Below are 26375 nucleotides of genomic sequence, written 5' to 3'. Positions count from 1 at the left end.
CCATAGACACTCATTCGAAGGAATATCAGAATATGGAACTTATACAAAACAAGGAGGATTCACAGTTGAATCAAGAAACTAAAAAACAGGAAATTCTTGATGCTTTTCATTTTAGACATGCCACTAAAGAATTTGACCCAACAAAGAAAATCTCTGATGAGAATTTCGAATTTATATTAGAAACTGGAAGGTTATCACCAAGCTCTGTTGGGTATGAGCCTTGGAAGTTTGTCGTCGTTCAAAATCAACAATTACGAGAAAAACTACGTGGGATTACATGGGGTGGACAAGGGCAGCTCCCTACCGCAAGCCATTTTGTCATCATACTAGCTAGGACTATTAAGGATACGAAATATGATAGTGACTACGTAGCGAACCAAATGTTACACGTGAAACAAATTCCTGAGGATCTTTTTGAACAGATAAAAGTTCGTTACAAAAGCTTTCAAGAACACGATCTTAATTTGTTGGAAAGTGATCGCTCTATGTTCGACTGGGCAAGCAAGCAAACGTATATTGCTTTAGCTAATATGATGACAGCTGCTGCTCAAATAGGCATTGATTCTTGCCCTATTGAAGGGTTTGACTATGATAAGGTACAAGCACTTCTTGCAGACGAAGGGTTGCTAGAGGATGGACACTTGGCGGTTTCAGTCATGGTAGCATTTGGTTATCGCAAGAATGAACCAAGGCCCAAAACGAGAAAACCAATAGAAGATATTGTGCAATGGATTGAATAAAAACATAGGAAAAAGCAACTTTTGACCTTTGCTTTTTCCTAAAAAAACAAACATTAAGAAATCTCTAATGTTTGTTTTTTATTTTTACCTAATCAAATATTTTCCTGTTTCAACGTTTCAATAATGTTCTCTCTCCTAACTTTCGAAATCGAGTAAAGCATCGCAGTACCTACGATGATAAACACAGCTATCACGACAGATAGAATACTCATCCATGGCAATTCAAAACGATACTCAAATGTATTCATCATTGATCTGTGTAAAAGATACATAATCCCTATACTTACAGGAACACCGTAGAGTAATGCTTTCACTCCATAAAAAATACTTTCATAATTGATCATTTTATTAAATGATTTTGGTGTCATCCCAACAGACTTCAACATAGCAAACTCTCTTTTCCTAAGAGATATACTCGTTGAGATCGTGTTAAAAATGTTAGCTATGGAAATGACAGTAATTAAAGTGATGAAACCATAAATAAAAACAGACATCAGTAAAATCATTTGTTGATTTTGTTGACGTGATTTATAAACGTTGTAAATATAAGTATTGCCGTTGTTTAGTTCTTCAATTTCTTCTTGTGTTTTTAAAGGATCTGAGCTCTCTAAATAAATAGATATATTTGACTCTACCCTTTTTTCTAAATCTAAAGTTAATAATTCATTAAAAATCTCTTCTGAAACAAACATCGTAAGCCCACCTACTCCACCGCCATACGTCACTCCCATAGGTAACTCATCTGTAAGTGCTCCAATCGTAATAGCATCTACAAACTCGCTCTGCTCGTTTTCCCAGTCTTGATAATACAGGTCTATTTTCCCGCCTACTGATGTTTGAATGGTTTCTATCTCAACAAACTTTCCTTGTTTTGAATCCTCATATTTTGTTTTCTCAATAACGATCGCAGGTAACATTGCTTTATCGAATAAAACTGAAGTGTTCATTCCTACTTTCTCAGCATAACGAACTAACGTCTCATCATCCACGGAATAAAGATCTACATAATAAGGATATTTTCCTTGCTCTAATAAGTCTGGTTCTTCTTTCACTAAGTCTTTTAATGGAGCTGAGATGTTTGATTCATCAACCATCGCTTGAAAGGTGGCTTGTTTAATAATAGAGAAGTCCGTTACCTCCTCTAAGCTTGTAATCGATTGGACAAACTGCTCATCAAGGCGATCTTGACTAAATGTTAATTGAATATCATAGTTCAGATTTGCTTGAGAAAGATCTATAGACTTTTCTAATGATTCCGTAAAAAATGATACCGTTAGGAATAAGACAATACTAACTACCAAAGAGAACACCGTGATTTGGTATTTTCTTTTATTTCTCTTTAAGTTCTTCAGACCAATTTCGGCTTCCATACCAAATAACCTGCGAACAAGTTTAGATGTTTTAACCGCTTTACCTGTGAGTTTAATATCTGTTGTTTGTCTTATCGCGTCAATAGCAGATATTCTCGATGCTTTTCTCGCAGGTAGATACGTAGAAATAAAAATCGTTAACATAGATACGAGAGCCGCAATAAGAATTGACATAGGTGTAACAACGACTGTTAATTTCACGGATACATTTAACGCATCGTGAAGTAATCTATTAATAAACCAGAACGTCACACCGATCCCTAATAATCCAAAGACGACGCCTAGTGGAATACTGATAACACCTATTACAGCCCCTTCAAAAAAGACTGAGTTTCTCTTTTGCCTTTTTGTTGCACCAACACTCGATAGCATTCCTAAATGTCTAGCACGTTCTGAAACGGAGATCGCAAAGGCATTGTAAATTAAAGCAACAGAACCGATTATAATCACTGACATAATAACAGCAACCAACGAAAACATCGTACTATTCAAATTATCGTTATTGGTGACGCCATAGTAACGAAGCAAATCATTATTATAACTAATAAATTTTGTGTCTAAGTTAATTTTACTCGCTAATTGTTCCGCATAATTATAGATCGACCGGTCGACTTTATTTAAAATAACCAGGGCACTAACTGGAGACTCGCTCGAAATGAACGTCTCATCTGTATAAGTAATCGCTGTATAACCAGGAGACCAAGCTGGTTCCCACGTCGGCCGATCAATAATTCCTACAACCTTATATGTTTTGGTTACCGTATTTTCAATTATTTCTTGAATCTCACCGTCTACCACTTTAAGAGAATATTGCTGTGTAATCGGATCTTCTTGCTTTTCTTCATGAAGAAAAACACGTTCACCAATCTCTAGTGAAAGTTCATCTCCAATTTCATACTCAACTTTGGCATTCGCCATAATTTCTACTGACAAGACGATTTCATCAGGTGTTTCAGGTAGCCTTCCTTCACTCAACGCAATAGGAAAATTCTCAAACCCACCTTCATTATATTCCTTAACAAAAATATATGGCTTATATTCATTCTGGCTACCTTCCAAATATGAATAACCTCGGTTTCCCGAAAGGATATACCCTTTTGTCGATACATCATTCTTAATTGCTTCAGCCTGAGCTTCACTTACATTGTGATACTGAACATGCCATTCTCCTCGGTCAGCTATCTCTTGTCGCTGTATCAAATCTAAAAAGGAGATTGCTAGTGTTGCAACTGCTGTAATCATCGCAACCGAAATAATTGTACCTATAACTGTTACAAGAGTTCTTCTTTTATTTTCTTTAAGGTGCCTTAAAGTGAGCTTCTGCATAATGTTCATGGACGAATCACCTCGTCCCGAGCTAGCTTACCGTCTTCTATTGCAATCACACGGTCTGCCTGAAGCGCAATTTGCTCATCATGGGTGATCACAATTAACGTTTGGTTAAATGTCTTATTAAACATCTTTAACAAATCCATGATCTCACTACTATTTTTACTATCAAGGTTACCCGTAGGTTCATCAGCTAAAATAATCGCAGGGTTACTAATTAACGCACGTCCAATTGATACACGTTGCTGTTGCCCTCCTGAAAGTTGATTAGGTAGGTGTGTTAAACGATTAGTCAAATTGAGGATCTCCACAATATCGCTTAATTGTTTCTGGTCGACTTGATGCTCATCCAAAAGCAGAGGTAGCGTAATGTTCTCCTCCACTGTAAGAATTGGAATAAGGTTATAAAATTGATATATTAATCCGATTTGTCTTCTGCGGAAGATTGCTAACTGTGTTTCGTTCAATGCATAAATATCTGTATTGTCGACAAATACCTTTCCATTTGTAGGCTGATCGACACCTCCCAATAAATGAAGCAATGTTGATTTCCCTGAACCAGACGGTCCGATGATCGCTACAAATTCTCCTTTTTTCACACTAAATGAAACATTATCTAGTGCCTTTACTGCTGTGTCACCTTTTCCGTAAACTTTAGACAGATTTTCTATTTTTAATATTTCCATATGAATACCCTCCATGTGTTTCTTGATAGTTTTATCATATCTGTCTAAAATGACTGTCCAGTGACTTTAAAATGACAGTTTAGTCACATTAGGTCTTTTTACAATTTGATTGCCGTTTATATGACTTGTTTATAAAACTTTATCTTGAATTCCGTCCCTTTACCTACTTCACTTCTAACTTCAATTGTTCCTTTTTGGCTTGTAATAATTTTCTGTGCTAAAGCAAGTCCAATCCCTACACTATCTTCTCCAGCATTTTTGCCTTTATAAAAACGCTTGAAAATATAAGGAAGATCTTCTTTAGGGATTCCTTTCCCGTTGTCTCTTATGAGAATTTCTGAAAACAGGGCATTTTCTGAATATGTAATCGTTATTTCTCCACCATCAGGAGTATGCTCGACACAGTTTTTCAAAATATTTATAAGAGCTTCAGACGTCCAATTCAAATCTCCAAGATAACGAACGTTCTCTTTTCCATTAATAACAAGAGACTGTTGTCTAATGTCCATCGGGATCAGAAGGGGTTCTAATGATTTAGTGATAAGCTCTTTAATTAAAATCGGATTACGCTTAAATTGAATCGACCCCGCATCAATTTTGGAGAGCTTTAGCAACGACGAAACTAACCACTCAATTCTCTCCAATTGTACGCTAATATTTCTTGTAAACTCTTTTCTTTTCCCTTCTGATATTTCAGACTCACTTAGCAAATCAGCCATAATAATCATCGAAGTAACAGGCGTTTTGAGTTGATGTGAAATATCTGAAATTGCTTCTGTTAGCATGCTTTTCTCTTTCTTTAACCCTGAGCTTTGCTCTGACAACATGAGAGTCACTTTATATATATCATTTTTTAAAATACTAAGTTCCCCTTCTCTATTATCTCGGACGTCTAAAGAGAAGTCCCCTCCACTAATTCTTCTTAAATAGCCTGAGAGCTTTTGAATTTCCCCATATCTCCAATGAGTAAAAAGCAAAGTAATTGTAATCAAAAGAATGGAAAGAAATAAGACTACAAAAAAGGCTTGTTGAGGAAAGACAGAAACGAAACAAAGAGCTAGGATACTCGGAACACTCATCGCCAGAACAAGTACTTTCACCTCACGATTACGAAACACTTCTACTCACCTACCTTGTAACCTAAACCACGTACTGTTTTAATAATCGTTGGTTTTTGGGGATTGTCTTCTAATTTCTCACGTAGCCTTTTAATGTAAACTGTCAGTGTGTTATCGTTAACAAAATCTCCTGCTACATCCCAGATTCGTTCTAGTAATTGAGTTCTTGTAAGAACTTGTCCGATATGGTTAGCAAAAATTAGCAATAGCCTATATTCAAGTGCTGTGACCAGTATTTCCTCTCCATGCTTATACACTTTGCCTTCTAGCGTATTTATTTGAATCTGATGCAAGTCGATAATTGCTTTCGTATGCGGTTGTTTATGGTATCTTCGCAAAACTGTTCGAATCCTGGATAGTAATTCTCTAATCCGAAATGGCTTCGTAATATAATCATCGGCACCCATATCAAGCCCCATGACAACATTCACTTCGTCATCAATTGCCGTTAAAAAAATCACTGGTAGGTCACGAGCTTCTTTCACTTGCTTGCATAAATCATACCCACTGCCATCAGGCAATGATAAGTCAAATAAACATAAATCAATTGTATGTAATTGCTCACTAATCACTTTATTTGCTGAAGTCGTATCATGACAAAGAATCGTTTCAAACTGATCCTGTTGTAACGAATATTCCAAACCTGAAGCGATAGTTCTATCGTCTTCTACAAGTAAGATCTTCATTTTCTCCTCACCTCAATTAACCAATGTAAACACAAACACTATACATTTTCTGTCTAATAAAGTAAATTCAAACTTAAATTACTGGCCACATAATAAAAAGCCAGTCGTTTATTTTAAATCACATAAACAACTGACCTTCCTTTTAAACCCTCATAGATAGAGCGCCTCTTTTATTAGAATTTAGGGAAACAACTACCTACAATAACCAATAAAATAAACAATACAACAATTAATGTGAAACCGTGTCCGTGTCTAGGAGGAGCAGCATAACCATATCCATATCCATAAGCAGGAGCCATATAAGTTGGCATAGGTTCATCCATTGCACCAGCACCATAGTAGGAGGGATATTTGGTGGTACATTTGCCCCTGCCATCATATTAGACGGTATGTTTGGTGGTACATTTGCTCCTGCCATCATGTTAGGTGGTACATTTAAGTTAGGGTACATATTCAGCACTTCCTTTTGGGTTAATATACTACACTACATAATACTCACCTAGCCGAAATATGAACCTGTCAACCCATTAAATGGGTGAATGTCATAGTTTTTAATAAATATTAAGGTAAAACTGATACTGAATACTGGAGATCGAACAAAGATTATGGTGGATGACTCCTTTTAGTTGTTTATAAACGTTTCGACCACTTTGTAAAGATAGAAGCTTCTGAAGTGTTGTCGGCGATATTCTTGTGATTAAAGTATCTAAATATGCGGGTTGCACACTACCTGGAAACCTTTGTGAGTTCAAAAACTCGATCATCTCCTCGGCAGTCATGATACCAAATCCATGTCCAAAAAATGTTCCATCGCTCAATACAACAGCATTTTCCCCACGATACCATGGCGTATCTGGGTGAAAGTCAGGATTATTAAAATACACAACATCCCCAGGTAAAAACTGATCCGAATAGAGAATTTGTAATTCTAAATCAGGATCTGTATGCCAACTGTATAAATAAATATTTTGAAAAAATGCATTAAATTGAGATTGCCCGATACTCTTTAAGATAGCCTGGTAATAGATAATAATAATCGCAGTTGCACATTCAAATGCGTACAAAGAGCTGTTACCATAAATGTCTAAAATAGCATCAGATGGTTCAACATCTGGTCTTAACAAAAATCCCCCAGTATTTGTCAAAGTCCAATATGCGGGATTACATCGAGCCTCTTCAAAGATCGTAAACGTTACTTGACTCGTATTCATCTCGTTTGCGCTTTCCATAATAGTTTTCCGCATGTTCACTTCAAATCTTAATTCATTTATAGAAAAATAAGAAAACCATTCAGCAGAATCATGCATTTGTTGAATGATTAGTCTTTCTATCCTTCCAAAATCCATTACACTATCTGGTGAAACTGGTCTTCCAGCTACTTGTATCATGTCATTCCCCCTTCATTTGATTCAATCAGATGCTTATTTATTTATTGCAAATTTCTCTTGGAATCACCATGAAGCCATGTTACATCCCTTTAATTTATATGATTAGAAGAAACAATACTTGCTAGTTGGTTTCACGGTAAGCAACCGTATTCAACCCATAAATTTGGAAAACCCACTTGCTTTTTCAATTTATATCCATTATTATATATCTAAATGATATATCTTTTAGATAGGTGTGTGAAAGAATGAAAGCATATAACGATACAACGTACGCCATATTAGGGATCTTAACAACTGATTGTAAGTCAGGTTACGCCATTAAACAGTTCATTGATCGGAGCTTAAGTCATTTTTGGAAAATTAGTTATGGACAAATATATCCGACTCTTAAACTAATTGTCCAAGAGGGTTTGGCTGAGGTTAATGTCTCAACTACATCAGGGAGAAGCGATAGAAACGAGTACCATCTCACATCAAAAGGAATGGACACATTAAAAAATTGGCTAGAACAACCTCTTCAACAAGCTCCAGTAGAACGAAATGAAGTATTACTTAAATTATTTTTTGGATCCTATCAATCACCTGAAAAAACCATTGCAATTCTTCAAGATTATAAAAACAGGCTAGAAATTCGTTACGAGATGTATGAAACGATTGAAAAGGGAATTCATCAGCACAACAAAGATGAAAAGGATGCAATGTACTGGTTAATGACGTTGGATTATGGAAAAAGAGTAACCGAAGCGGCAATTAAATGGTGTGATCATACCCTTAAAAACTGGTCATAGAGGAGGAATAATAAATGAAACAACAAATTTTCCCTGGACGTCACACAGTAGAAAATACAGAGGATCTCGTTGTCTTTATTATCGGAATGCGGTTTAATAATCGACTAGCCATCCACAAATGGTTCCCCGTTTTCAGCGCTATGCCAGGAATGCTTAAGGAACTTTACATGAATAAAGAAGATTTGGGATTTCTATCAATGGAAAGCTATTACGGACTTAGAACGACAACCATGATTCAATATTGGCGGTCGATGGAAGATCTACTCTCATATGCAAAAAATGAGAAGCATTTGACGGCTTGGAAAAAGTTCAACGAAAAATTAGGCAATAATAATGCTGTTGGCATATATCACGAGACATTCCAAGTGAAAAAAGGAAATTATGAATCTATTTATTCCAATATGCCTTTCTATGGTTTAGGTAAGGCGCTGAACCATATTCCGGTTACTTTCGAAAAGAACTCCGCTCGTAAAAGGATGAAAGTAGAATAATATTGTTTTAGTTTTTAAAGAGCACTTTATAGTATTTTATTGAGTGCTCTTTTGTAAGTAATGTTCCATAAACCTCCTATATTTTATCTTCCCTCAAACCAATATCTCAGTATAAAGCCTCGACCAACAACTAAATATCATAATAAACTTCTCAAACATACAAATTGTGACAAATTTCACTCTTTCTGTCTAGTAAAATTAGAATTAATCATTATAATTTAAAGTCTAAGAATGTCTAGATATGGGGGAATATTGTATGGGCTATCCCGTAGAAAAACCAATTGAAGAGCATAACCCTCCAGAAAAAAAATCATCTCATTGGTTTAAAAATTGGAAGATTATTTTAGCAATAATCATTATTTTTATTGGGCTAATTCTATTAACAATGAGTATTTATCAAAGAACTCACTTCAATTCAAATATCACCATTAATGGTATTGAAGTAAGTGGATTGACAGCGGGTCAAACTCTAGAAAAATTACAAACATCTCTTTTGAGCAATAATATCTATGTCGGAGATCATCTTATTTTAGTAGGTAATGAAACGAAAATGAATTTTACAGAGAAGGATCTGACTGAGATTAAAAATACATTAAGAGATCAATGGACTTTTTTTCCTTCATCTGAAGAAAAAACGTATTACTTACTACCAAGCGATAAAGATCTATACCGCAGCGAAGTATTGCGGAACGAACTAGAATTAGAACTCTTCTCCTTAAACCAAAGTTTGCAGGCCCCTATAGATGCTAGAGCACATATAGAAAATGGTGAAGTCGTTATTTCTGAAAGCGTTGACGGTGAACATTTCGATGTTGATAGCCTATTGGAGGACTTTGATAAACAAGAATATATTAGTGACGTTTTTTTAAAACCAGTTTACTTGCACCCTATCAAAGATGACAGTCAGGTTGTACAAGATCAAGTGAAAAGACTTCAAGACTTTCTCGAGCATACCATTGAATATCAGATTCAAGATCAAGTCTATTCATTAGAAGCTAATCAACTTATTGTTGATGCCTCTTTATCAGAAAACCTGAACGTATTAATCCACTCAGATTTAATTGTGGAGAAAATAGCTGAGATTAATGACTCTCAATCAACTCTTGGCAAAGATTTCACTTTTAATACTCACTCAGGTTCAGTTATTACAGTTAAAGGACAAGGCTATGGCTGGGCACTTAATGCCGAGAACGAGGCAAGCATGATTAAAGAAGCTTTCCAAAATGGAGAAAAGACCATTTCAGCTTCTAATATATACGGCAATGGCTGGAGTGGTGAAGGTTACGGTTATGAAACACTCTCAAACTTTGGCATCGGGTCTACGTATGCTGAAGTTTCAATCGCAGCACAAAGAATGTGGATTTACAAAGAAGGCCAATTAGTTTTAACAACCAATGTGGTTACTGGTAATCGAAGTACACAACAAGATACCTTAAAAGGGGTATGGTATATTCTCTATAAACGGACTCCTTACACCCTTACAGGTGATGATTACTCAACTGAGGTAGATTATTGGGCTCCGTTTACTAACAGCGGGCAAGGCTTCCATGATGCAAGCTGGCGAACCAACTGGTCAGGTAATGCTTACCACAATGCTGGGTCAAATGGCTGTGTCAATGTTCCTCCTGATGTAATGAAAAAGGTTTATCATTATCTAAATGTTTACGATCCAGTTGTCATTTATTAAATAAAAAACAGGAAATCATTAATGATTTTCTGTTTTTTTATTTAAGTAGAATGTTAAGTTTAACCTCCTTCTTTCCCTTCTCCTCAACTAAAAAAGCAGTGGTGTAACTGTAAAGCTGATAGATTGAATAGATCTAGATCTTCACCTTATAAAATAGTTATTGACAACCCCATAAAGTGGATATATATTAACAATAATGATAATCATTATCAAATAAACTCGTATTAAGGATGGGTTACAAATGACTGCAAAACAAAAAACTTCACTAACGGCATTACTACTTACTATGCTTTTGATTACTCTAGTTGGGTGTTCGGGCGAGTCATCAAGTTCACAAGCTGAACCAACCTCTAAAGAAGAAACAAATACAGAAATAGCTAATACTGAAGTTACAGCTGAATATCCAATCGTAATTGAACATGCCTTAGGAGAAACTGTAATTGATGAGAAACCAGAACGTGTAGTTACAATTTCTTGGGCAAACCATGATGTAGCTCTTTCTCTTGGTGTTGTACCTGTAGGTTTTTCAGCAGCAAATTACGGAGTTCAAGATGAAAGCGGTATGTTACCTTGGACTGCTGAGAAATTAAAAGAACTTGGTGTTGAACAACCAAATATCTTCCAAGATACCGATGGTTTAGATTTTGAGGCCATCTCAGATGCTAATCCAGATGTTATTCTAGCTTCGTATTCGGGAATTACTCAAGAAGAATATGATACATTAAGTCAAATTGCTCCAGTAGTAGCATATGTGACTGGTCCATGGGTCACTTCATGGCGTGATCAAGTTACTTTCAATTCTATCGGTATGGGAATGGAAGAAGAAGGTAAGCAACTTATTGCTGATACAGAAAAACTAATTCAAGATAAAGTAAATGAGCACTCTGAAATTAAAGGTAAGAAAGCAGCATTTGCTATGATCAATGCTACTGACTTATCAAAGTTTTACGTTTATACACCTGCTGATCCTCGTGGAGAGTTCCTTGGTGAGTTAGGAATGGAATACCCTGAAAGTGTTATTGACCAAATTGCTGATCCAAATAGTTTTTATATTGAATTAAGTGCTGAAAATGCAGATGCACTTAACGGTGTTGAAGTATTAGTAACTTACGGAGATGAGAATACACTTAGTGCATTACAAGCTGATCCGATTCTTGGAAAAGTTCCAGCAATTGAACAAGGGTCTGTAGTCATTATTGGAGATAATACTCCACTTGCAGCAGCAGGTACTCCAAGCCCACTATCGATTCAATATTCTATTGATGAATATTTACAATTAATCTCAGAAGCTGTTAGTAAGTTAAATTAAATGATTACTACATCCGTTTCCGAGAATAAGCAGTTACTTATTCCGAAGTATTTCATAAGAGTTCTTATCCTTCTTATTATTTTACTCGGTATATGTATATTGGCTTCTCTTGCCTTTGGCTCTCGTACAATTGGATGGAATGAACTAATGACTGGGCTGTTCCAACCAGATGTACAGAGCATGAAGCAAATGTTGTACGCCAAAGAATTGCTAGAACTGTATTTAGTCTTTTGTGTGGTGCTGCATTAGGAATTTCTGGGGCTCTTATGCAATCTGTCACGCGCAATCCTATTGCAGATCCTAGTATTTTAGGAGTTAACACAGGGGCAGCATTGTTCGTTGTTTGTGGGATTTCCTTTTTAAATATTAGTACTGCTGGCCAATATATTTGGCTTGCATTAGCGGGAGCTATCATAACTGCCATCTTTGTTTTCGGAATTGGATCTATGGGGAGTGGCGGTGCCACGCCCCTTAAACTCGTTTTAGCCGGAGCTGCTACAAGTGCCGCATTATCATCATTAGTAATGGCAATTATGATTCCTCGCTCGAATGTTATGGATCAATTTAGGTTTTGGCAAGTAGGTAGTGTCGGATCAGGTAACTGGAGTACCATTTCTACCTTTCTTCCTTTTCTTATTGTAGGGGTATTAATAGCACTATTTACAGCTCCAGCACTAAATGCATTAGCGTTAGGTGATGAGGTTGCTACAGGTTTAGGAGTACGCACTGGTACGCTAAGGCTTATAGCTGCTTTTGGTGGTGTTCTATTATGCGGCGCAACAACAGCCCTAGCAGGTCCAATTGGCTTCATTGGTTTATTAGCAACTCACTTGATTCGACTTATGATCGGTCCTGATTTACGTTATGTTATACCTATGTCTGCTCTATCAGGGGCCATTATTTTAACGATATCAGATATAAGCGGAAGGCTTTTGGGAAGCCCTGGTGAGCTTGAAGTTGGTGTTGTCACAGCATTTATTGGCGCTCCCATCTTAATCTTACTAACTATGAAAGCGAAAATGCGATCATTATGATAAATGAAACAGTAAATCAAATTATAGTGAATAGAACTAAAAGACGTCGTCATTATTTATTCGTAACTTCCTTCCTTGCTTTCACTGCTTTGGCATTATCCTGTGCCATGCTCATGTTAGGAAATACAATGTATCCGGTTCAAGATGTTATCCGTGTTTTATTAGGTGAGGAAGTACAAGGAGCATCATTTGCAGTTGGGACCATTCGTTTTCCAAGAATGCTAGCAGGAGTTTTTGCTGGATTTGCTTTCGGAGTGGCAGGCACTGTATTTCAAACGATGTTGCGAAATCCTTTAGCAAACCCAAATGTCATTGGAATAACTGCTGGTTCCAGTGCAGCCGCTGTATTTTGTATCATTGTTCTTCAAGCAAGCAACACTGTTGTCTCAATTGCTTCTATTTTTGGTGGTCTTGCTACAGCGTTACTAATTTTCCTTTTAGCAAAAGGAAACTCTTTTTCAATAGGTAGATTAATATTAATAGGAATTGGAATTCAAGCAATGTTAAACTCCGTTATTTCCTATTTACTACTCATTGGTCAACAACATGACCTTCCTACTGCAATGAGGTGGCTAAGCGGTAGTTTAAATGGAGCAAAAATGGAGAGCCTTTATCCTCTTATTTTGACGGTTCTTATCTTCGCACCTATCATTTTAGTACTTGGAAAAAGATTAGATATGTTGGAACTTGGAGAGCAGGCAGCTACTTCACTTGGTGTTGATACAGATAAAACAAGACTTTTACTTGTTGTGAGCTCTGTCCTTATTATCGCACTAGCTACCGCTACAACAGGTCCTATCGCATTTGTTGCATTTCTTGCTGGACCTATTGCAAAAAGACTGGTTGGTGTTGGGTTTTCAAATATTATCCCAGCAGGTCTAGTTGGAATCATTTTAGTTTTAGCAGCAGATCTTATTGGACAGTTCGCATTCACTGCTAGATACCCTGCAGGTGTAATAACTGGCATTCTTGGTGCACCTTACTTGATCTACTTGCTAATTAGAATGAACCGAAAAGGAGATTTATAATGAAACCAACACATATTTTTCAAGCAGAAAAAATCACTGCTGGATATGATCATAAAGCCATCCTTCATGATGTAAGTATTTCCATTCCAAGTAATCAAATAAGCATCATTATCGGAGCCAATGGTTGTGGGAAATCCACTCTCCTTAAAACAATGGCTAGACTTATTAAACCCATTTCTGGTCAAGTGACCTTGGATGGGAAATCTATTCACAAAATTCCACCAAGACAGCTAGCTCGTGTGTTAGGACTTCTGCCTCAATCACCTATCGTTCCAGAGGGAATAACAGTTGCTGATTTAGTCGGGCGAGGAAGATTTCCGCACCAAACGTTTTTAAAAGGGTGGACAAAAAAGGATTATGAAGCTGTTGCTGAGGCAATGGAAATGATGAAAATCACTGAGTTTGCCGATCGAAATATTGATGAACTTTCAGGTGGGCAGAGACAACGTGTGTGGATTGCAATGGCTCTAGCGCAGCAAACCGATATCTTGTTTCTTGATGAACCAACAACCTTCCTAGATATCACTTATCAAGTTGAGATTCTTGACCTTTTAACAGATCTTAATCGAAAACATGGAACAACGATTGTCATGGTTTTGCATGATATTAACTTGTCAGCTCGTTATGCAGACATATTTTTGCTCTTCATAAAGGTAAGCTAGTTGCAGAGGGTACACCATCAAAGGTTATTACAAGTAAATTAATTGAAGATATTTTTGGTCTTCATTGTACCGTAGTCAAAGATCCTGTTTCAGGTTCTCCTTCTGTTGTTCCAATTGGACGATATCATAATCAATTGAAAATGTATTCATAAAGAGGATGGGACAAAAGAATTTTTAATAACGAGAATCCGAACGAAAAGGTTGTTGCAGCGTAGCAGTCGCTCCGGAAATACACTTCGCTTTCCGCGGGCGGCTGGTGAGCCTCCTCGTGGTTACGCACTGCGGGGTTTCACCCTTGCCTTTTGATCCCGCAGGAGTCTACGTATATTTCCTACGCTAAGGTTTTTCATCGTTTCATATGCTCATCAAAACACTTTAGACTTCCTTCCTTCAGGGTATATGACTAACTTTTCTAATACAAAATCTGGGCTTTAACCCTTCCTTGCAAATTATTGTCGTGCACTGTCTGTAAATAGAAAAAGAGCTATTAGCTTTATGCTAATAGCTCTTCTCTCTAACTATTAAGCTGCTCTTCCTAATGTGTTCATTGATTTATCAAACAATGAAAAATGTCAATCCGATTAGATATCCATTTTCCACACTAGTTTTGGTCACTTTTTTCCTTCTTTATCAGACTTCTTATCTTCTTTTGAAGCTTTCTTTTCTTCTTTTTCAGCTTGCTTAGTCGCTTTTTCCTCTTCTTTTAAAGCTTTTCTTTCTTCTTTTTCAGCTTGTTTCTCTTCTTTTTTCAATTCTTTATCACCTGGTACTGGTGCCTGGTCTTCATCATCTACTGGTTCTTCTGTTACATCACCAGCAAGTGTCAGTAAACCGAATACAGATGGGTCATTCCAACCAGCACCTGATGTATCATTCCATGTTGCAACACTTTGGCGAGCTCCATTTCTAGCATCATTGATTTGTAAATCAAATCCGATGATCATGTCGTTTTCTGGAGTTACTTCAGTCAATGGAATTTTCAACTCAACTGTGTAACCATTTCCTGATGGATGTACTTGAGTTGCAGATTCAAAACCGGCTCCAATTTCACCTGGATTAAAGCTAGTCTCATTTGCGAAATTTACTCGATATTGGCCATGGCCAACTCCATATGAAGTAGCTTTCGTATTAAGCTGGTCTATAAATACCTCAATTGAATCTTGTTCATGAGCAGCAGTAGACGATTTATCAAGCTCTGAGTCACTCACTTGAATCAGTACATACAAGTTTTCATGATCCCAAAGAACTCTACCTTCACCCGTTGCCCCTTCCCAAGCCGCTTGATAACGGTTAATAGGTAATCTTGGAGCGTTATTCCAAACATCATCAATCGTACCATCAATTACAGGAGTTCCAAAAACAGCTTTTCCTTGTCTCGATGGATTTTCATCCTCAGGTGGTGCTTCATATTTTGCAATATATCCCTCTGGATCAATAATCGCGTAGTAAGCTTCTTTTGCTTGAAGATTTCGATCGAACACTAACGGGTTACGATCCGCTCTCCAGCTCGTCGCGTCATTCAATCCCCAGAATGTTACACGGGAGATATGCTCAGCATGCTCTTTGTAAATCTTGAATAATTGAGCATAAAGATAAGCTTGTGCTTTCTCTTCAGCTTCAGTTAGGACGCCATCTGCACCTGCAGTAATATCAAGTTCAGTAACACCAACTTCTACACCAAGTTCAATAAATCTCTTTAACGATTGTTCCACTCTCTCAGCTGTGTTTCTTTCATGTAAATGATAGTGAGCTTGCATTCCAACACCGTCAATCAGAAGCTCTCCATCATTTTCTTTTGCATATTTTTCATTTATTTCTTTAATCATGTAGTACATGATTGAAGACTTATTTTCAAAGTGATCGTTATAATCATTGTAATAAAGCTTGATATCAAGGTTGTGTTTATTGACTACTTCTTTTGCTTTTCGGAAAGCTAATTCTACATAGTCATCTCCGATTGCTCGTAACCAACCAGATTGACGTAAATGCTGTCTCCAATTTTCGTAATTGCTGCCATTAACAACGATTGCTTCATTGACAACATCCCATGAAATGATATCGTCTCCAAAATTAAGAATCGTAGCTTCAATATGGTTATTCATATTTTCAATTGCTGCTTCACGACTTAAAGGAGTTCCATCTGCATTTTGGTAAAGCCACTCTGGCGATTGCTGGTGCCACACTAGAACGTGACCATGAACATCAAGCCCTGAATCTCTAGCGGCTTTCACAAGTCCATCCTGTGCACTGAAATCAAACTCTCTATTATCGTTATAAGCATAACCAGGTTTCATAGCATTTTCTGCTGTAACAAGATTGTGGTGCATTTTTAACAGGTCATATCTAAGACCTTCAAATTCAGAATAAGAAACTGCATTTCCAATCATGAAGTAATCAGCATATACATCTTTAATTGGTTTTAAATCTTTCTGAATGTCAACTGTCCCTGTACCTGTTGGTGTAAACGTTACGTCATCAATATAAAAAGATGCCGTAGCATTATTGGAACTTTCTACATAAATCGTTACATACTCGCCACCGACACTGCTGTAACGGAAGGTTCCTTCAAGCTTCACCCAGCCGTCATCAGTGCTAATTGTTTTTCCTTGAATGTTATTGTAACTAGCATTATTCCCGTTTCCAACTTGTGTTGATAGTTGAAGTTGGGAAGACGATGGTGAAATTAACTTAACCATCGCTGAAACATGATACTCATGACCTAAATCAATGTACTCTTCCACACGTAACGATGGACCATTCCAATTTTGCGTTCTGTTTTCAACTTTTAATGCATAAGAACCACCATCAGTATGGTTAGCTTCGTCTGTTACCGTTAGGACCTCAGTCGTTCCTCTCTGTTCAAATCCACCAGTTGTTTGATCTTCAAAGTCAATTTTTGTGAATTCTTTTGCAGGAGCTCTTTCATCTTCTGGTTCTGGCTCACTGCCACCAGAAGTTACTTGCTTAGTGATAAGAATATCACCGATATAAAATGGAACCTTTGCTCCATCATCATTAGATTGAATACGTACTGCCGTATCGGTACTTGCATTTACTTTATACTCACCTGTTAACGTAAATGCTTCTCCAGCAACAAAATCTACGTTTGCTAATAATGGATAGCTTCCAGATGGGATTTGAAGATAGACTTGACCATTTGCTGGTACAGTTACACCTCCATCAACATAACCCTTCACTGTGATCGTATAGGTGTTTCCAGCTTCCATGCCGACGTCGCTGAAGTTAATATCAGCACCATCCCAATTGTTTACTCTATTGCTTACATATACAGCTTTTCCGTTCTCATTACCAGCAAACTCATTAGAAACCGCTTCCAATTTAGCTCCACCTGCTTCTTTTGCAACACCTTTTCCATTTTCAAAGGTTTCGTGGTAGACAAGTTGATCTGTTACGGTTTCAACTGTTTCTTCAGTTGTGATGAGGATATCTCCTACAAAGAAAGGAACCGTTGCTCCTTCATTGCTAGATTGAATACGTACTGCAGAATCAGTACTTTTATTTACTTTATACTCACCTGTTAGAGTAAACTCCTTTCCAGCAACAAAATTTACGTTTGCTAATAAAGGATAGCTTCCAGATGGGATTTGAAGAAAGGCTTGACCATTTTCTGGAACGGTTACACCTTGATCAACATAACCCTTCACTGTAATCGTATAGGTTTTGCCATCTTCCATACCGGCGTCGCTGAAGTCAATATCAGCTCCATCCCAGTTGTTTGCTCTATTACTTATATATACAGCTTTTCCATTTTCATTGCCATCAAAAGCTTTAGAAACCACTTCTAAGTTTGCTCCGCCTGCTGCTTTTACAACACCATTGCCATTTTCAAAAGTTTCATGAAAAACCGTTTCCTTTTCTGCATTACTACTAGTTGTGTCTGTAGCTGCTGCAACCATAAATGGCTGACTCACCAAAATAGCTACAATTAGTAGTGATATTACTTTTTTCAATTTTCTACTCATTTGCTGCATTCCCCCATCAACTATTTTTTTTTGAGGCTTTTTAAAACGCTTACAAAAATCAATAAGAACCTCCTTTCCTTGCTACTTTATTCCATTATTGCTTGTTGAGATAAAAACTTAAATCTAAAAAACTATAGATTATACCCTAGAAAATAAATACGCTTACATTTTAAAGAGTAAACTGTTTTAGAGCTTGCTTCAGAACGGAAATTAAGATAGTTATAAAATTCATAAAGATTAATAGAAATAAAGTATTCAGTCTTTCATGTAGAAAACTAGTACATCTGAGATTTTTAACAATCCTTAAACATAAACAGGCAAACCTGATAACTGATTTGATTGGAGTTGATAGCTTGAACAGTTTCGATCCAGAGAAGCTTTTTGTTGACAGCAACCATATCTGTCATGTTTTCTGTGATTAAACGATAGTTTTTTTCATTCTCCATATAAGCAGCTACATTGGGTCTACGTGATGAAAGACATTTTTCACCATTGCATTGGTAATAGTCCCCATTAATCCCCATTCAAATGTAATTTTACTTAACCAAGTCGTTGTTTCAGTTACTTTATCGGAATAAATATAAGAACCGAGAGTAACACTACACATAAAACTATTGGGGGTTTAATGACATGAAACAGATTATTCTCTGGTCACTCTTAATATTGCCTTGGGCGTCCTTGTTTTTTTTGAACATGAATACTGTGCGCAGGTACATGCCGGTCGCTCTTTTTATGACCGTTATTCATACCTTGGCATATCAAGCGGCTTACCATTACGGATGGTGGAAAGAGACAGGTTCCAGTCTTTTTGGGTGGGATAAAGTCGTCCCGGTTCCTTGGGTATATGGAGCATATTTAGTTATAGTTATCTGGGTATTCCATTTTACCTACGGGAAATTTTGGATTTACTTGACTGTCAATATACTTTTGGACGGATTATTTATGTACCTCGTTTACCCAATATGGCAACGGATGGGGCTTGCCTCGAGTGAATCGACTTTGCCTACAATAGCTATTGTTGCTATGATGATCGGTTTTGCGCTTATCATCTATCTGTATCAACTGTGGCAGGACGAAGTGTTCAAAACAGCCCGAGACGAAACTCATAAATGACCAAGAACTGTCTTAATGTCCGTTTCATTTTGAGAAAGAAACCGAATTAACCGAAAAAACGTGGATATCTCCGATTGAAAGACTTTTCCACGTTGACTTTATAATAGCGATTACCTTGCTCCACAAACTGTACGAAACTAGTAAATTCCATACATTCTACATTGGTTTGGCACCTTGCTAGACCTTTTTATTTTGAAGATGGCCACAGCTGTTAGAATCTCTGCATTTACCACAAGGACTCTCCTCTGAATCAAATGATACTCCTTACTTATGCTTCTATTTATAATACAGTCACCGTATTGTATCTAAATGAGGTAATGTCTACTTACTAAATTCTTACCATCTGCCTATCTATTTCCCAAACCTTTTGCGATATCCACATTTCCTACATAATTCCTCGACTGCCACTCTTCGTGAAAAGCCATCTACAAGATTTTTTGCTCTATCCATTTCGATAATATCAGAAAATGAATCCTCGTTAATATTTCCTAGGTTGATAACGCCCTCACCATCTAGACAACAAGGTATAACCGTTCCGTTTGCTAAAATACCCGCTTGATTTCGCATGCCATAGCAGAAGCCCTTCCCATCGTCTTCTTCCTCATGTAACGCAGGCCATTGAAACTCGTAATCTTGATTGATGAAGATACGGTCTGCAATTTTCACGCCGCTTCCTGGCACGACCTTCTCCTCAATTTTAAAGTCTAGATTAAATTCCCTCTCAATAATCTCCAATAATTCTCGATTTCGTTGTCTTTCACTATTCGTCGCATTATCTTGGGTAAGGTTCCATAATCTCAAGGAAACGATCATTTCTGATTGACTTGTTGCTTCTTTAATAAAAGAAAGAATACTCTTCACATAACCTTCTTTATCTTTAGAACCAATATGGCCATCGAAACTATGAAGTGAGAAGTTCATCTGTCTTAACGCAGGTTTATTAAATAACTTCTCTCTTTTTTTATTAATTAATGTTCCATTTGTTGTGATATTAACTTTAAATCCTTTTTCATGACTTATATCTAACAACTGGCCAATTTTAGGATGGAGTAACGGTTCACCTTTTACATGTAAATAAATGTAGTCTGTATGTGGTTTAATTTGGTCTAATCGCTTAGAAAAATCTTCCACAGAAATAAATTGCTTCTGTCGTTCTGTTGGCGGACAAAAGCTACATGCAAGATTACACACACTTGTAATCTCTAAGTAAAATTTCTTAAATTTTTTCACCATCAAATTCCTCACTTCTTTGACTACTTAGAACCCTATAATATTGTTTGTATTAAGATTATAGCCTATTTGTTCATGATGGTAACATGCTTTTTCATGGAAATCATCGTTATCAGTTTGGCTTAGCGAAAAACCTCATTTACTTATGGTAAGGTTCACTGTGATTTTTCTGTATGATGATTCCTGTTACTTTTATACTACTGAAGATCTCAAATTCCACCCGTAAAACCTAAAAATTTTGTAACTATTTGTCGATTAAATTAAATTTCCTTTTTTTTCATCTGGACCTATAATATGTTTATAGGGAATTATACATAGGTAACTACCGTGGCCACGAAATTTATCCATGTATACTAGGACTTTAGGTAGGCTAAGAAATATAATCTTTATTTGGACACTTGGATTATATGGAGCTAATAGTGTAACCGGACCTCTAACTTTAGGGGTGCTATGAAAGATAGCCTTTATTTGGACACTTGGGCTATGTGGAGCTAGTAGTGTAACCGACCCTCTTATTTAATTTACCTACAAATTTATTTAAGAGGAGCAAGAATGATGAAGAAAAAAAGTATTATTAATGTATTAAGTAAAAAGGCTTTACTTGTCGCAACTGCAATTGCAATTTCAGGCGTTGTGCCTACGAGTGTTGCTTTAGCTCATGGAGAGTTAGTGGCTGCTGAGGTAGCTGCCCAGGAAAATACTAGAGTGTCTGGCTTGCCAGGAGAAACAGTTACAGTACCAGTTCAAGTTTGGTTAATCCCAGATGGTGGGGGGAACAAAACAGATGCAGCAACAGTAACTGTTAATTTAGGTGGTCAAACACAGCATGATAAAACTCTTACTTTTGCAGCTAATGAATTTAATACAAAGAAAACCGTTAATTTAGAATACACAATCTCAGCAGACGCTACTGTTGGCAACTTAAACCTTAAAGTTGAAATGAGCTCGAACATAAAAACTGGTAGTAATCAGGTACGAAATGAGAAGCCAGATAATGTTACCATACAAGTTGTAAACCCTGCTCCATTAGTTCCAGCTGATACAACAGCACCAGTCGTTGTTTTTATTAATCCTATAAGTGGTATATTCAATGCAACTACACTCCCAACTGAGTTTAAAATTTCTTTAGACGAAGCTAGTGAATTGTTTGTTAACGGTCAGTCTCAAGGAGAATTTGAATCAGGAACACATTCTTTACTTTTGCCTACACCAACTGAAGGGGTTAACACAGTAACTTTACAAGCAGTAGATGCTGCTAAAAATGTAAGTTCAGTAGTTCCTTTTACTTACACATACGACTCTATTGCACCTGAAGTAACTTCTTCTCCCAATAGAAACACAAATGGAAATAGTTGGTATAAAGAGGATGTAACTGTATCTTTTAATGCAACTGATAGTGGAACAGGTGTTAATAAAGAATCTATTAGTAAAGATGTTTTAGTAGCTGAAGATGGAATTCATACTATTTTTGGTACAGCTACTGACCTTGCAGGGAACTTAGGAACTTCTGAACCTATTACTATTAAGCTTGATAAAACAGCTCCAACTATTAGAGGAAGTGCAGATCGTTCTCCAAACTCAACTGGTTGGTATAAAGATAATGTTACGGTTACATTTAATGCTGCTGACACTCTTTCTGGTGTAGAATCATTTACTCAACCTGTAACTCTTTCTGAAGAAGGTAGAGACCAGTTTGCAAATGGTACAGCTACCGATCTTGCTGGGAACTCTGCTTCTACAGCAGTAAGTGGAATTAACATTGTTACCATTTGAACGGTATGTGCTAGCTGTTTTGCATAAACGACTTGGCTGACCCCACCACCAGCCATTGCACTGCGCCAGAAATAACTCTTACAGAAGCTCGTATATTTACACTTGGTGAAGTTGTAACTTGGACCGCTTCTGATAGGTTGTCTGGTCTTGCAACAGAAGCAAGTGGATTTATCGACACTAGCAAAGTGGGTAGTCATACTATTACAATTACTGCTAGAGATATTGCAGGAAATGAAACTGTAGAAACAGTAAACTATCAAGTAGTATATGACTTCGGTGGTATTCTCCAACCTATTAATCAGAATGGCTCTAGCGTGTTTAAAGCAGGTAGTACAGTACCAGTGAAGTTCCAATTAAAAGATAATAATGGTGCATTTATTACAGATGCAGTCGCAAAAATTGGTCATTCTAAGCAAAGTAACAATGTGTGGGGTAATGTAGAAGAAGCTGTATCTACAAGTGCAGCAACTACCGGAAATCTTTTTAGATATGATGCAAAAGACAACCAATATATTTTTAATCTAAATACTAAAGGGTTATCTTCCGGCACGTATAAACTTACTATTTCACTAAATGATGGTACAACTCAAGAAGTTGTTATTAGCTTAAGATAAATTCATGGAGGAGTCGCCTTAAGGCGATTCCTTTTTTAAAATTACTCTAAAATATACAAACCAAAAATCACTTATGATAAGGTTCACCCCTCATAATCCGAAACGCCCGATAAACCTGCTCCACCAACACCAACTTCATCAACTGATGCGGAAACGTCATCTTCGAAAAAGACAAACTTTCATTTGCTCTCTTCATCACATCATCACTCAACCCCAGCGATCCGCCAATCACAAAAGCAATTTTACTTTTACCGTATGTAGCTAGCTTATCTAGATTATCAGCTAGTTGTTCAGATGTTAGCATCTTTCCTTGTATAGCTAAAGCAATAACATAAGTATCAGGGTGGAGCTTGGCCAAAATTCTCTCCCCCTCTTTTTCTTTGATTTGTTGCTGTTCTGCTTCACTTGCTTGTTCTGGAGCTTTTTCGTCAGCAACTTCGATTAACTCTATTTTAGCGTAAGCACTTAAACGTTTTGTGTATTCATCTATTCCTTGTTTTAAATACTTCTCTTTTAACTTTCCTACGGTCACGATTGAGATATTCACAGTGTGTATAACCCCCTAAAATTTTATCCACAGTAGTTATCCACATATCCACACTGTGGATTTCTTTATGGGTTTACACTGTAGATGGCTCCGTTTTCACAGAAACTACATGCTGTGGATAACGATTTATCCTCTTCTTCTATTTTATCTACAACCGGTGCTTGCTCTTGCTCGTCCACCGTCATATCAATTGCTAAACTAATATGTTCGTCACATGCAAAATACATCGCTTTATACTCCCTTTCGTTTTTAGCTTATCTATTATATCATAACCACTTATTCGACTGTGGATAATTCCAAATTAAACCTTCTTCATACAAAAAAGAAGTAGCACCAAATCAGGTTCTACTTCTTTTATATAGCTAGTTAAAAACTTTGCTGTTCCGCCAATACTACCTTCACCGTTTCACGCGTTCCATTCCGGTAAATATCTACGTCAATCTCATCACCGATTTTCTTTTCTGTGTACAAGAATTTACGAAGATCATGCCCATCGTTAATGACCTCTCCTTCAATTTCAACAATCACATCATATTCTTGTAATCCTGCACGATCAGCTGGTGAGTTAGGAGAGATACTTGTAACAACGACTCCACCTTTAATGTCCTCAGGAAGCCTTAATGTTTCTTGCCAGTACGTACTTGGAATTTCGTTTAATGATCTAATGCCAACACCCATTTGTGGTCTACGAACTTCTCCAATGCTTTCTAGGTCTTCAATTACGGGGATTGCAATTTCTGTTGGAATCGCAAATCCAATTCCTTCAACCGAACTTTGAGCAATTTTCATTGAGTTAATACCAATTACTTGCCCTTCGATATTAATGAGAGCTCCTCCACTGTTACCCGGGTTAATAGCGGCATCTGTTTGCAGAACTTCTGCATACCAATCTATTTGACCATTTCCTGTTAAGTCAACGGGAATACTTCGTTCTGTCGCACTTATAATTCCTTGGGTAACGGTACTTGAGAACCTGAGTCCAAGTGGATTTCCGATTGCTAATGCTGGTTCTCCTACCTGGAGCATTTCAGAACTACCGAATTCAGCTATAACATCGACATCACTGCCATCGATTTCTAGAACAGCTAAGTCGGTTATAACGTCACTTCCTAGTAGTTTAGCTGGAATACGTGTTCCATCTGCTAAACTAACTTCTATTTCATTTGCTCGTTCGATAACATGGTGATTTGTTACGACATATGCTTTGTCTCCAGATTTCTTATAGATAACACCTGAACCAGTTCCTTCGTTTCCTTCTTGTGTGAAGAAATTTGTTTGTTGCATGTTAATAACACCAACTACGGCATCAGATACTTTATTTACGGCTTGAGTCACATCAGAGTTAACATTGTAACTTATCGTTTGAGCTAACCCTTCTTGCGGAGTTTCTTGTTCTGGAATACCTGATACTTCTCTATCATTTATTTCATAAGGTAATAGTCCAATATTCGAGAGAACAGGAATTGAAAATAGAACAATAAACCCACCTACAACTGCACCAATTAAAGCTGACAGACCTGATCCACCACGGTTGGGACCACGACGCCGACTCACTGTTTCTGTAACATGATCATCATAGTAACCCACAATTGACACCATCCTTTTTATTATTGAGATTTACTTTACTAAAGAAAGTGATTTTGATTTTATTATAATAATTTTACAGCGAAATACTAGTACTATGGTCACTTTCCCTTTATTTTTGATACTTTTTATATAATTACCAACAACATTGACGCGTAACCGTGTAAAGAAGGGTTACTATTATTTTTTTTAAATGGTTTATCAGATTGTTGCTTTAAAGATGTTTTTCCTCTTAGTGAAATGGAGTGGAATGGAACGAACATGTGAGAACGGCTAACCCATAACAACAACAAAGTTCTACTCAAAAAACCTCTACTTTCTTTCTCAGTAGAGGTTTACATTTCTATGAAACAACAGCTAATGCTGTTGGTTGATGAGGATCGGTATCATATAGTTCAAATTGCTCTCCTACGGCCATTCCTTGCTCTTTTAGCACTTGTTCAACCGAAAGCCTTGCTAAGTCCTTTAAATTGTTATCTAGGCTTAAATGAGCTAAATAAATACGGCTCGTGTTATCACCAATGCACTCAGAAAGAGCTAGGGCTGCATCCTCATTAGATACATGTCCAACATCGCTTAAGATACGACGCTTTATGCTCCATGGATATTTGCCCATTCGTAGCATGTTAATATCATGATTTGATTCGAAAATGAACATATCTGCACCCTTTATTGTCCCTTTAATGCGTTCACTCACATAACCCATATCGGTAGCTAAAACAAGCTTTTTTCCTTCATGCAAAAACGAGAAAAACATTGGTTCGGCAGCATCATGCGAAACACCAAAGGATTCAACATCAAGGTTTCCAAATGTTTTCACTTCTCCGGTTTTAAAGACAAATTTCTGCTCTGTCGCAATGTTGCCAAGATGACTGTCCATCGCTTGCCACGTTTTCTCGTTCGCATAAATCGGAAGCTTATGTTTTCTAGCAAAAATACCGACTCCCTTGATATGATCTGAGTGTTCGTGACTAACTAAAATGCCGTTGAGATCTTTAGGATTTCGATTAATGGATTGAAATAACTCGTCCATTTTCTTTCCACTTAAACCTGCATCTATTAATAATCGCTGGCTATCTGTTTCTACATAAACAGCGTTGCCGGTACTCCCACTTGCAAGTACACTAAAGCGTAAAGTCATATAAATTCATCCTCTCTACTAAGTAGTACTGTCAGAAATGACAGCCACCCTTAGTTTTCATAAAAATAGGCAGG

Annotated in this window: 21 protein-coding genes, 2 pseudogenes and 1 riboswitch; of the genes and pseudogenes, 11 read left to right on the top strand and 12 right to left on the bottom strand. The window is 37.0% G+C overall.

Features of this window, described 5'->3' with window-relative positions; all coding sequences use genetic code 11:
* Nucleotides 1-65 precede the first annotated feature (65 nt).
* Nucleotides 66-740: an NAD(P)H-dependent oxidoreductase gene (locus JCM9157_RS07005; protein ID WP_035663358.1), complete on the top strand. Its 675-nt coding sequence runs from the start codon at nucleotides 66-68 to the stop codon at nucleotides 738-740.
* A 92-nt stretch (nucleotides 741-832) separates the two neighbouring features.
* Here JCM9157_RS07005 and JCM9157_RS07000 read toward each other — a convergent pair whose 3' ends face one another.
* The 6 genes from JCM9157_RS07000 to JCM9157_RS06975 form a co-directional block, all read right to left on the bottom strand.
* Entirely contained in the window at nucleotides 833-3445 is a 2613-nt protein-coding gene (locus JCM9157_RS07000) for an FtsX-like permease family protein (protein ID WP_035663356.1), read from the bottom strand.
* Nucleotides 3442-4125 carry an ABC transporter ATP-binding protein gene (locus tag JCM9157_RS06995; protein ID WP_035663355.1) on the bottom strand — a complete coding sequence of 228 codons (684 nt, stop codon included), beginning with the start codon at nucleotides 4123-4125 and terminating at the stop codon, nucleotides 3442-3444. Before JCM9157_RS06995 ends, JCM9157_RS07000 begins: the two co-directional genes overlap by 4 nt.
* Nucleotides 4126-4241: 116 nt before the next feature.
* A complete protein-coding gene (locus JCM9157_RS06990) occupies nucleotides 4242-5243 on the bottom strand; it encodes a sensor histidine kinase (protein ID WP_035663354.1) in 1002 nt (333 codons plus the stop codon).
* A gap of 2 nt (nucleotides 5244-5245) precedes the next feature.
* Entirely contained in the window at nucleotides 5246-5929 is a 684-nt protein-coding gene (locus JCM9157_RS06985; RefSeq protein ID WP_035663352.1) for a response regulator transcription factor, read from the bottom strand.
* A 173-nt stretch (nucleotides 5930-6102) separates the two neighbouring features.
* Nucleotides 6103-6228: a YjcZ family sporulation protein gene (locus tag JCM9157_RS23885; RefSeq protein ID WP_148296829.1), complete on the bottom strand. Its 126-nt coding sequence runs from the start codon at nucleotides 6226-6228 to the stop codon at nucleotides 6103-6105.
* Nucleotides 6229-6480: 252 nt separating this feature from the next.
* On the bottom strand, nucleotides 6481-7317 hold the full coding sequence (locus tag JCM9157_RS06975) for a protein-glutamine gamma-glutamyltransferase (protein ID WP_035663349.1): 837 nt from the start codon (nucleotides 7315-7317) through the stop codon (nucleotides 6481-6483).
* Between the two features lie 245 nt (nucleotides 7318-7562).
* On the opposite strand from JCM9157_RS06975, the gene JCM9157_RS06970 reads away from it, so the two are divergent.
* The 7 genes and pseudogenes from JCM9157_RS06970 to JCM9157_RS06940 all read left to right on the top strand — a co-directional run bounded on the left by JCM9157_RS06970 (nucleotide 7563) and on the right by JCM9157_RS06940 (nucleotide 14468).
* Nucleotides 7563-8105 (top strand): PadR family transcriptional regulator, encoded by a 543-nt coding sequence (locus JCM9157_RS06970; protein ID WP_035663347.1) that lies wholly within the window; start codon nucleotides 7563-7565, stop codon nucleotides 8103-8105.
* A gap of 14 nt (nucleotides 8106-8119) precedes the next feature.
* Nucleotides 8120-8596, top strand: coding sequence for a DUF4188 domain-containing protein (locus JCM9157_RS06965; protein WP_035663346.1), 477 nt, complete (start codon nucleotides 8120-8122; stop codon nucleotides 8594-8596).
* 256 nt (nucleotides 8597-8852) lie between these two features.
* Nucleotides 8853-10283, top strand: a complete 1431-nt coding sequence (locus JCM9157_RS06960; RefSeq protein ID WP_052012995.1) for a L,D-transpeptidase family protein — start codon at nucleotides 8853-8855, stop codon at nucleotides 10281-10283.
* 241 nt (nucleotides 10284-10524) lie between these two features.
* Nucleotides 10525-11592 (top strand): iron-siderophore ABC transporter substrate-binding protein, encoded by a 1068-nt coding sequence (locus JCM9157_RS06955; protein ID WP_035663344.1) that lies wholly within the window; start codon nucleotides 10525-10527, stop codon nucleotides 11590-11592.
* Nucleotides 11593-12626 (top strand): annotated as a pseudogene (locus tag JCM9157_RS06950) (FecCD family ABC transporter permease).
* A complete protein-coding gene (locus JCM9157_RS06945; protein ID WP_035663342.1) occupies nucleotides 12623-13654 on the top strand; it encodes a FecCD family ABC transporter permease in 1032 nt (343 codons plus the stop codon). The pseudogene JCM9157_RS06950 and the gene JCM9157_RS06945 overlap by 4 nt, the downstream one beginning before the upstream one ends.
* A pseudogene (locus JCM9157_RS06940) lies at nucleotides 13654-14468 on the top strand (ABC transporter ATP-binding protein). Before JCM9157_RS06945 ends, JCM9157_RS06940 begins: the two are co-directional and overlap by 1 nt.
* A gap of 459 nt (nucleotides 14469-14927) precedes the next feature.
* Here the strand turns inward: JCM9157_RS06940 and JCM9157_RS06935 are convergent.
* Complete coding sequence (locus JCM9157_RS06935) at nucleotides 14928-18299, bottom strand: endo-1,4-beta-xylanase (RefSeq protein WP_052012994.1); 3372 nt, start codon at nucleotides 18297-18299, stop codon at nucleotides 14928-14930.
* A gap of 630 nt (nucleotides 18300-18929) precedes the next feature.
* Here JCM9157_RS06935 and JCM9157_RS06930 point away from each other — a divergent pair.
* Nucleotides 18930-19412 carry a hypothetical protein gene (locus tag JCM9157_RS06930; protein WP_035663340.1) on the top strand — a complete coding sequence of 161 codons (483 nt, stop codon included), beginning with the start codon at nucleotides 18930-18932 and terminating at the stop codon, nucleotides 19410-19412.
* A gap of 351 nt (nucleotides 19413-19763) precedes the next feature.
* On the opposite strand, the gene JCM9157_RS06925 is transcribed toward JCM9157_RS06930, so the two are convergent.
* On the bottom strand, nucleotides 19764-20642 hold the full coding sequence (locus JCM9157_RS06925) for a radical SAM/SPASM domain-containing protein (protein WP_035663424.1): 879 nt from the start codon (nucleotides 20640-20642) through the stop codon (nucleotides 19764-19766).
* A gap of 434 nt (nucleotides 20643-21076) precedes the next feature.
* Nucleotides 21077-21160: riboswitch (cyclic di-GMP riboswitch) on the top strand.
* A gap of 34 nt (nucleotides 21161-21194) precedes the next feature.
* Here JCM9157_RS06925 and JCM9157_RS06920 point away from each other — a divergent pair.
* Both JCM9157_RS06920 and JCM9157_RS06915 read left to right on the top strand, forming a co-directional pair.
* Entirely contained in the window at nucleotides 21195-22415 is a 1221-nt protein-coding gene (locus tag JCM9157_RS06920; protein WP_035663337.1) for a hypothetical protein, read from the top strand.
* Nucleotides 22416-22600: 185 nt separating this feature from the next.
* Entirely contained in the window at nucleotides 22601-23029 is a 429-nt protein-coding gene (locus tag JCM9157_RS06915; protein ID WP_148296827.1) for a PxKF domain-containing protein, read from the top strand.
* A 67-nt stretch (nucleotides 23030-23096) separates the two neighbouring features.
* Here the strand turns inward: JCM9157_RS06915 and rlmH are convergent, their stop codons facing one another.
* The 4 genes from rlmH to JCM9157_RS06900 all read right to left on the bottom strand — a co-directional run bounded on the left by rlmH (nucleotide 23097) and on the right by JCM9157_RS06900 (nucleotide 26301).
* Nucleotides 23097-23576, bottom strand: a complete 480-nt coding sequence (gene rlmH / locus JCM9157_RS06910) for a 23S rRNA (pseudouridine(1915)-N(3))-methyltransferase RlmH (protein WP_035663333.1) — start codon at nucleotides 23574-23576, stop codon at nucleotides 23097-23099.
* A gap of 65 nt (nucleotides 23577-23641) precedes the next feature.
* Complete coding sequence (locus tag JCM9157_RS23875; protein ID WP_081734087.1) at nucleotides 23642-23803, bottom strand: CxxH/CxxC protein; 162 nt, start codon at nucleotides 23801-23803, stop codon at nucleotides 23642-23644.
* Nucleotides 23804-23942: 139 nt separating this feature from the next.
* Nucleotides 23943-25163 carry a S1C family serine protease gene (locus JCM9157_RS06905; RefSeq protein WP_035663332.1) on the bottom strand — a complete coding sequence of 407 codons (1221 nt, stop codon included), beginning with the start codon at nucleotides 25161-25163 and terminating at the stop codon, nucleotides 23943-23945.
* Nucleotides 25164-25503: 340 nt separating this feature from the next.
* Nucleotides 25504-26301 (bottom strand): MBL fold metallo-hydrolase, encoded by a 798-nt coding sequence (locus JCM9157_RS06900; protein WP_035663330.1) that lies wholly within the window; start codon nucleotides 26299-26301, stop codon nucleotides 25504-25506.
* Nucleotides 26302-26375 lie beyond the last annotated feature (74 nt).

The sequence above is a fragment of the Halalkalibacter akibai JCM 9157 genome, assembly GCF_000513135.1.
Taxonomy (GTDB): domain Bacteria; phylum Bacillota; class Bacilli; order Bacillales; family Bacillaceae_D; genus Halalkalibacter; species Halalkalibacter akibai.
The sequence above is the reverse complement of the archived record's forward strand: the minus strand, read 5'-3'. Positions and strand labels throughout refer to the sequence as shown.

Excerpts from the sequence above, each read along its gene's own strand:
- JCM9157_RS23885 (WP_148296829.1), bottom strand. The coding sequence starts at position 6,228 with ATGGCTCCTGCTTATGGATATGGATATGGTTATGCTGCTCCTCCTAGA.
- JCM9157_RS06945 (WP_035663342.1), top strand. The coding sequence starts at position 12,623 with ATGATAAATGAAACAGTAAATCAAATTATAGTGAATAGAACTAAAAGA.
- JCM9157_RS07000 (WP_035663356.1), bottom strand. The coding sequence starts at position 3,445 with ATGAACATTATGCAGAAGCTCACTTTAAGGCACCTTAAAGAAAATAAA.
- JCM9157_RS06955 (WP_035663344.1), top strand. The coding sequence starts at position 10,525 with ATGACTGCAAAACAAAAAACTTCACTAACGGCATTACTACTTACTATG.
- JCM9157_RS06965 (WP_035663346.1), top strand. The coding sequence starts at position 8,120 with ATGAAACAACAAATTTTCCCTGGACGTCACACAGTAGAAAATACAGAG.
- JCM9157_RS06930 (WP_035663340.1), top strand. The coding sequence starts at position 18,930 with ATGAAACAGATTATTCTCTGGTCACTCTTAATATTGCCTTGGGCGTCC.
- JCM9157_RS06970 (WP_035663347.1), top strand. The coding sequence starts at position 7,563 with ATGAAAGCATATAACGATACAACGTACGCCATATTAGGGATCTTAACA.
- JCM9157_RS06920 (WP_035663337.1), top strand. The coding sequence starts at position 21,195 with ATGATGAAGAAAAAAAGTATTATTAATGTATTAAGTAAAAAGGCTTTA.
- JCM9157_RS06960 (WP_052012995.1), top strand. The coding sequence starts at position 8,853 with ATGGGCTATCCCGTAGAAAAACCAATTGAAGAGCATAACCCTCCAGAA.
- JCM9157_RS06975 (WP_035663349.1), bottom strand. The coding sequence starts at position 7,317 with ATGATACAAGTAGCTGGAAGACCAGTTTCACCAGATAGTGTAATGGAT.
- JCM9157_RS06900 (WP_035663330.1), bottom strand. The coding sequence starts at position 26,301 with ATGACTTTACGCTTTAGTGTACTTGCAAGTGGGAGTACCGGCAACGCT.
- JCM9157_RS23875 (WP_081734087.1), bottom strand. The coding sequence starts at position 23,803 with ATGTATTTTGCATGTGACGAACATATTAGTTTAGCAATTGATATGACG.
- JCM9157_RS06995 (WP_035663355.1), bottom strand. The coding sequence starts at position 4,125 with ATGGAAATATTAAAAATAGAAAATCTGTCTAAAGTTTACGGAAAAGGT.
- JCM9157_RS06935 (WP_052012994.1), bottom strand. The coding sequence starts at position 18,299 with ATGAGTAGAAAATTGAAAAAAGTAATATCACTACTAATTGTAGCTATT.
- JCM9157_RS06985 (WP_035663352.1), bottom strand. The coding sequence starts at position 5,929 with ATGAAGATCTTACTTGTAGAAGACGATAGAACTATCGCTTCAGGTTTG.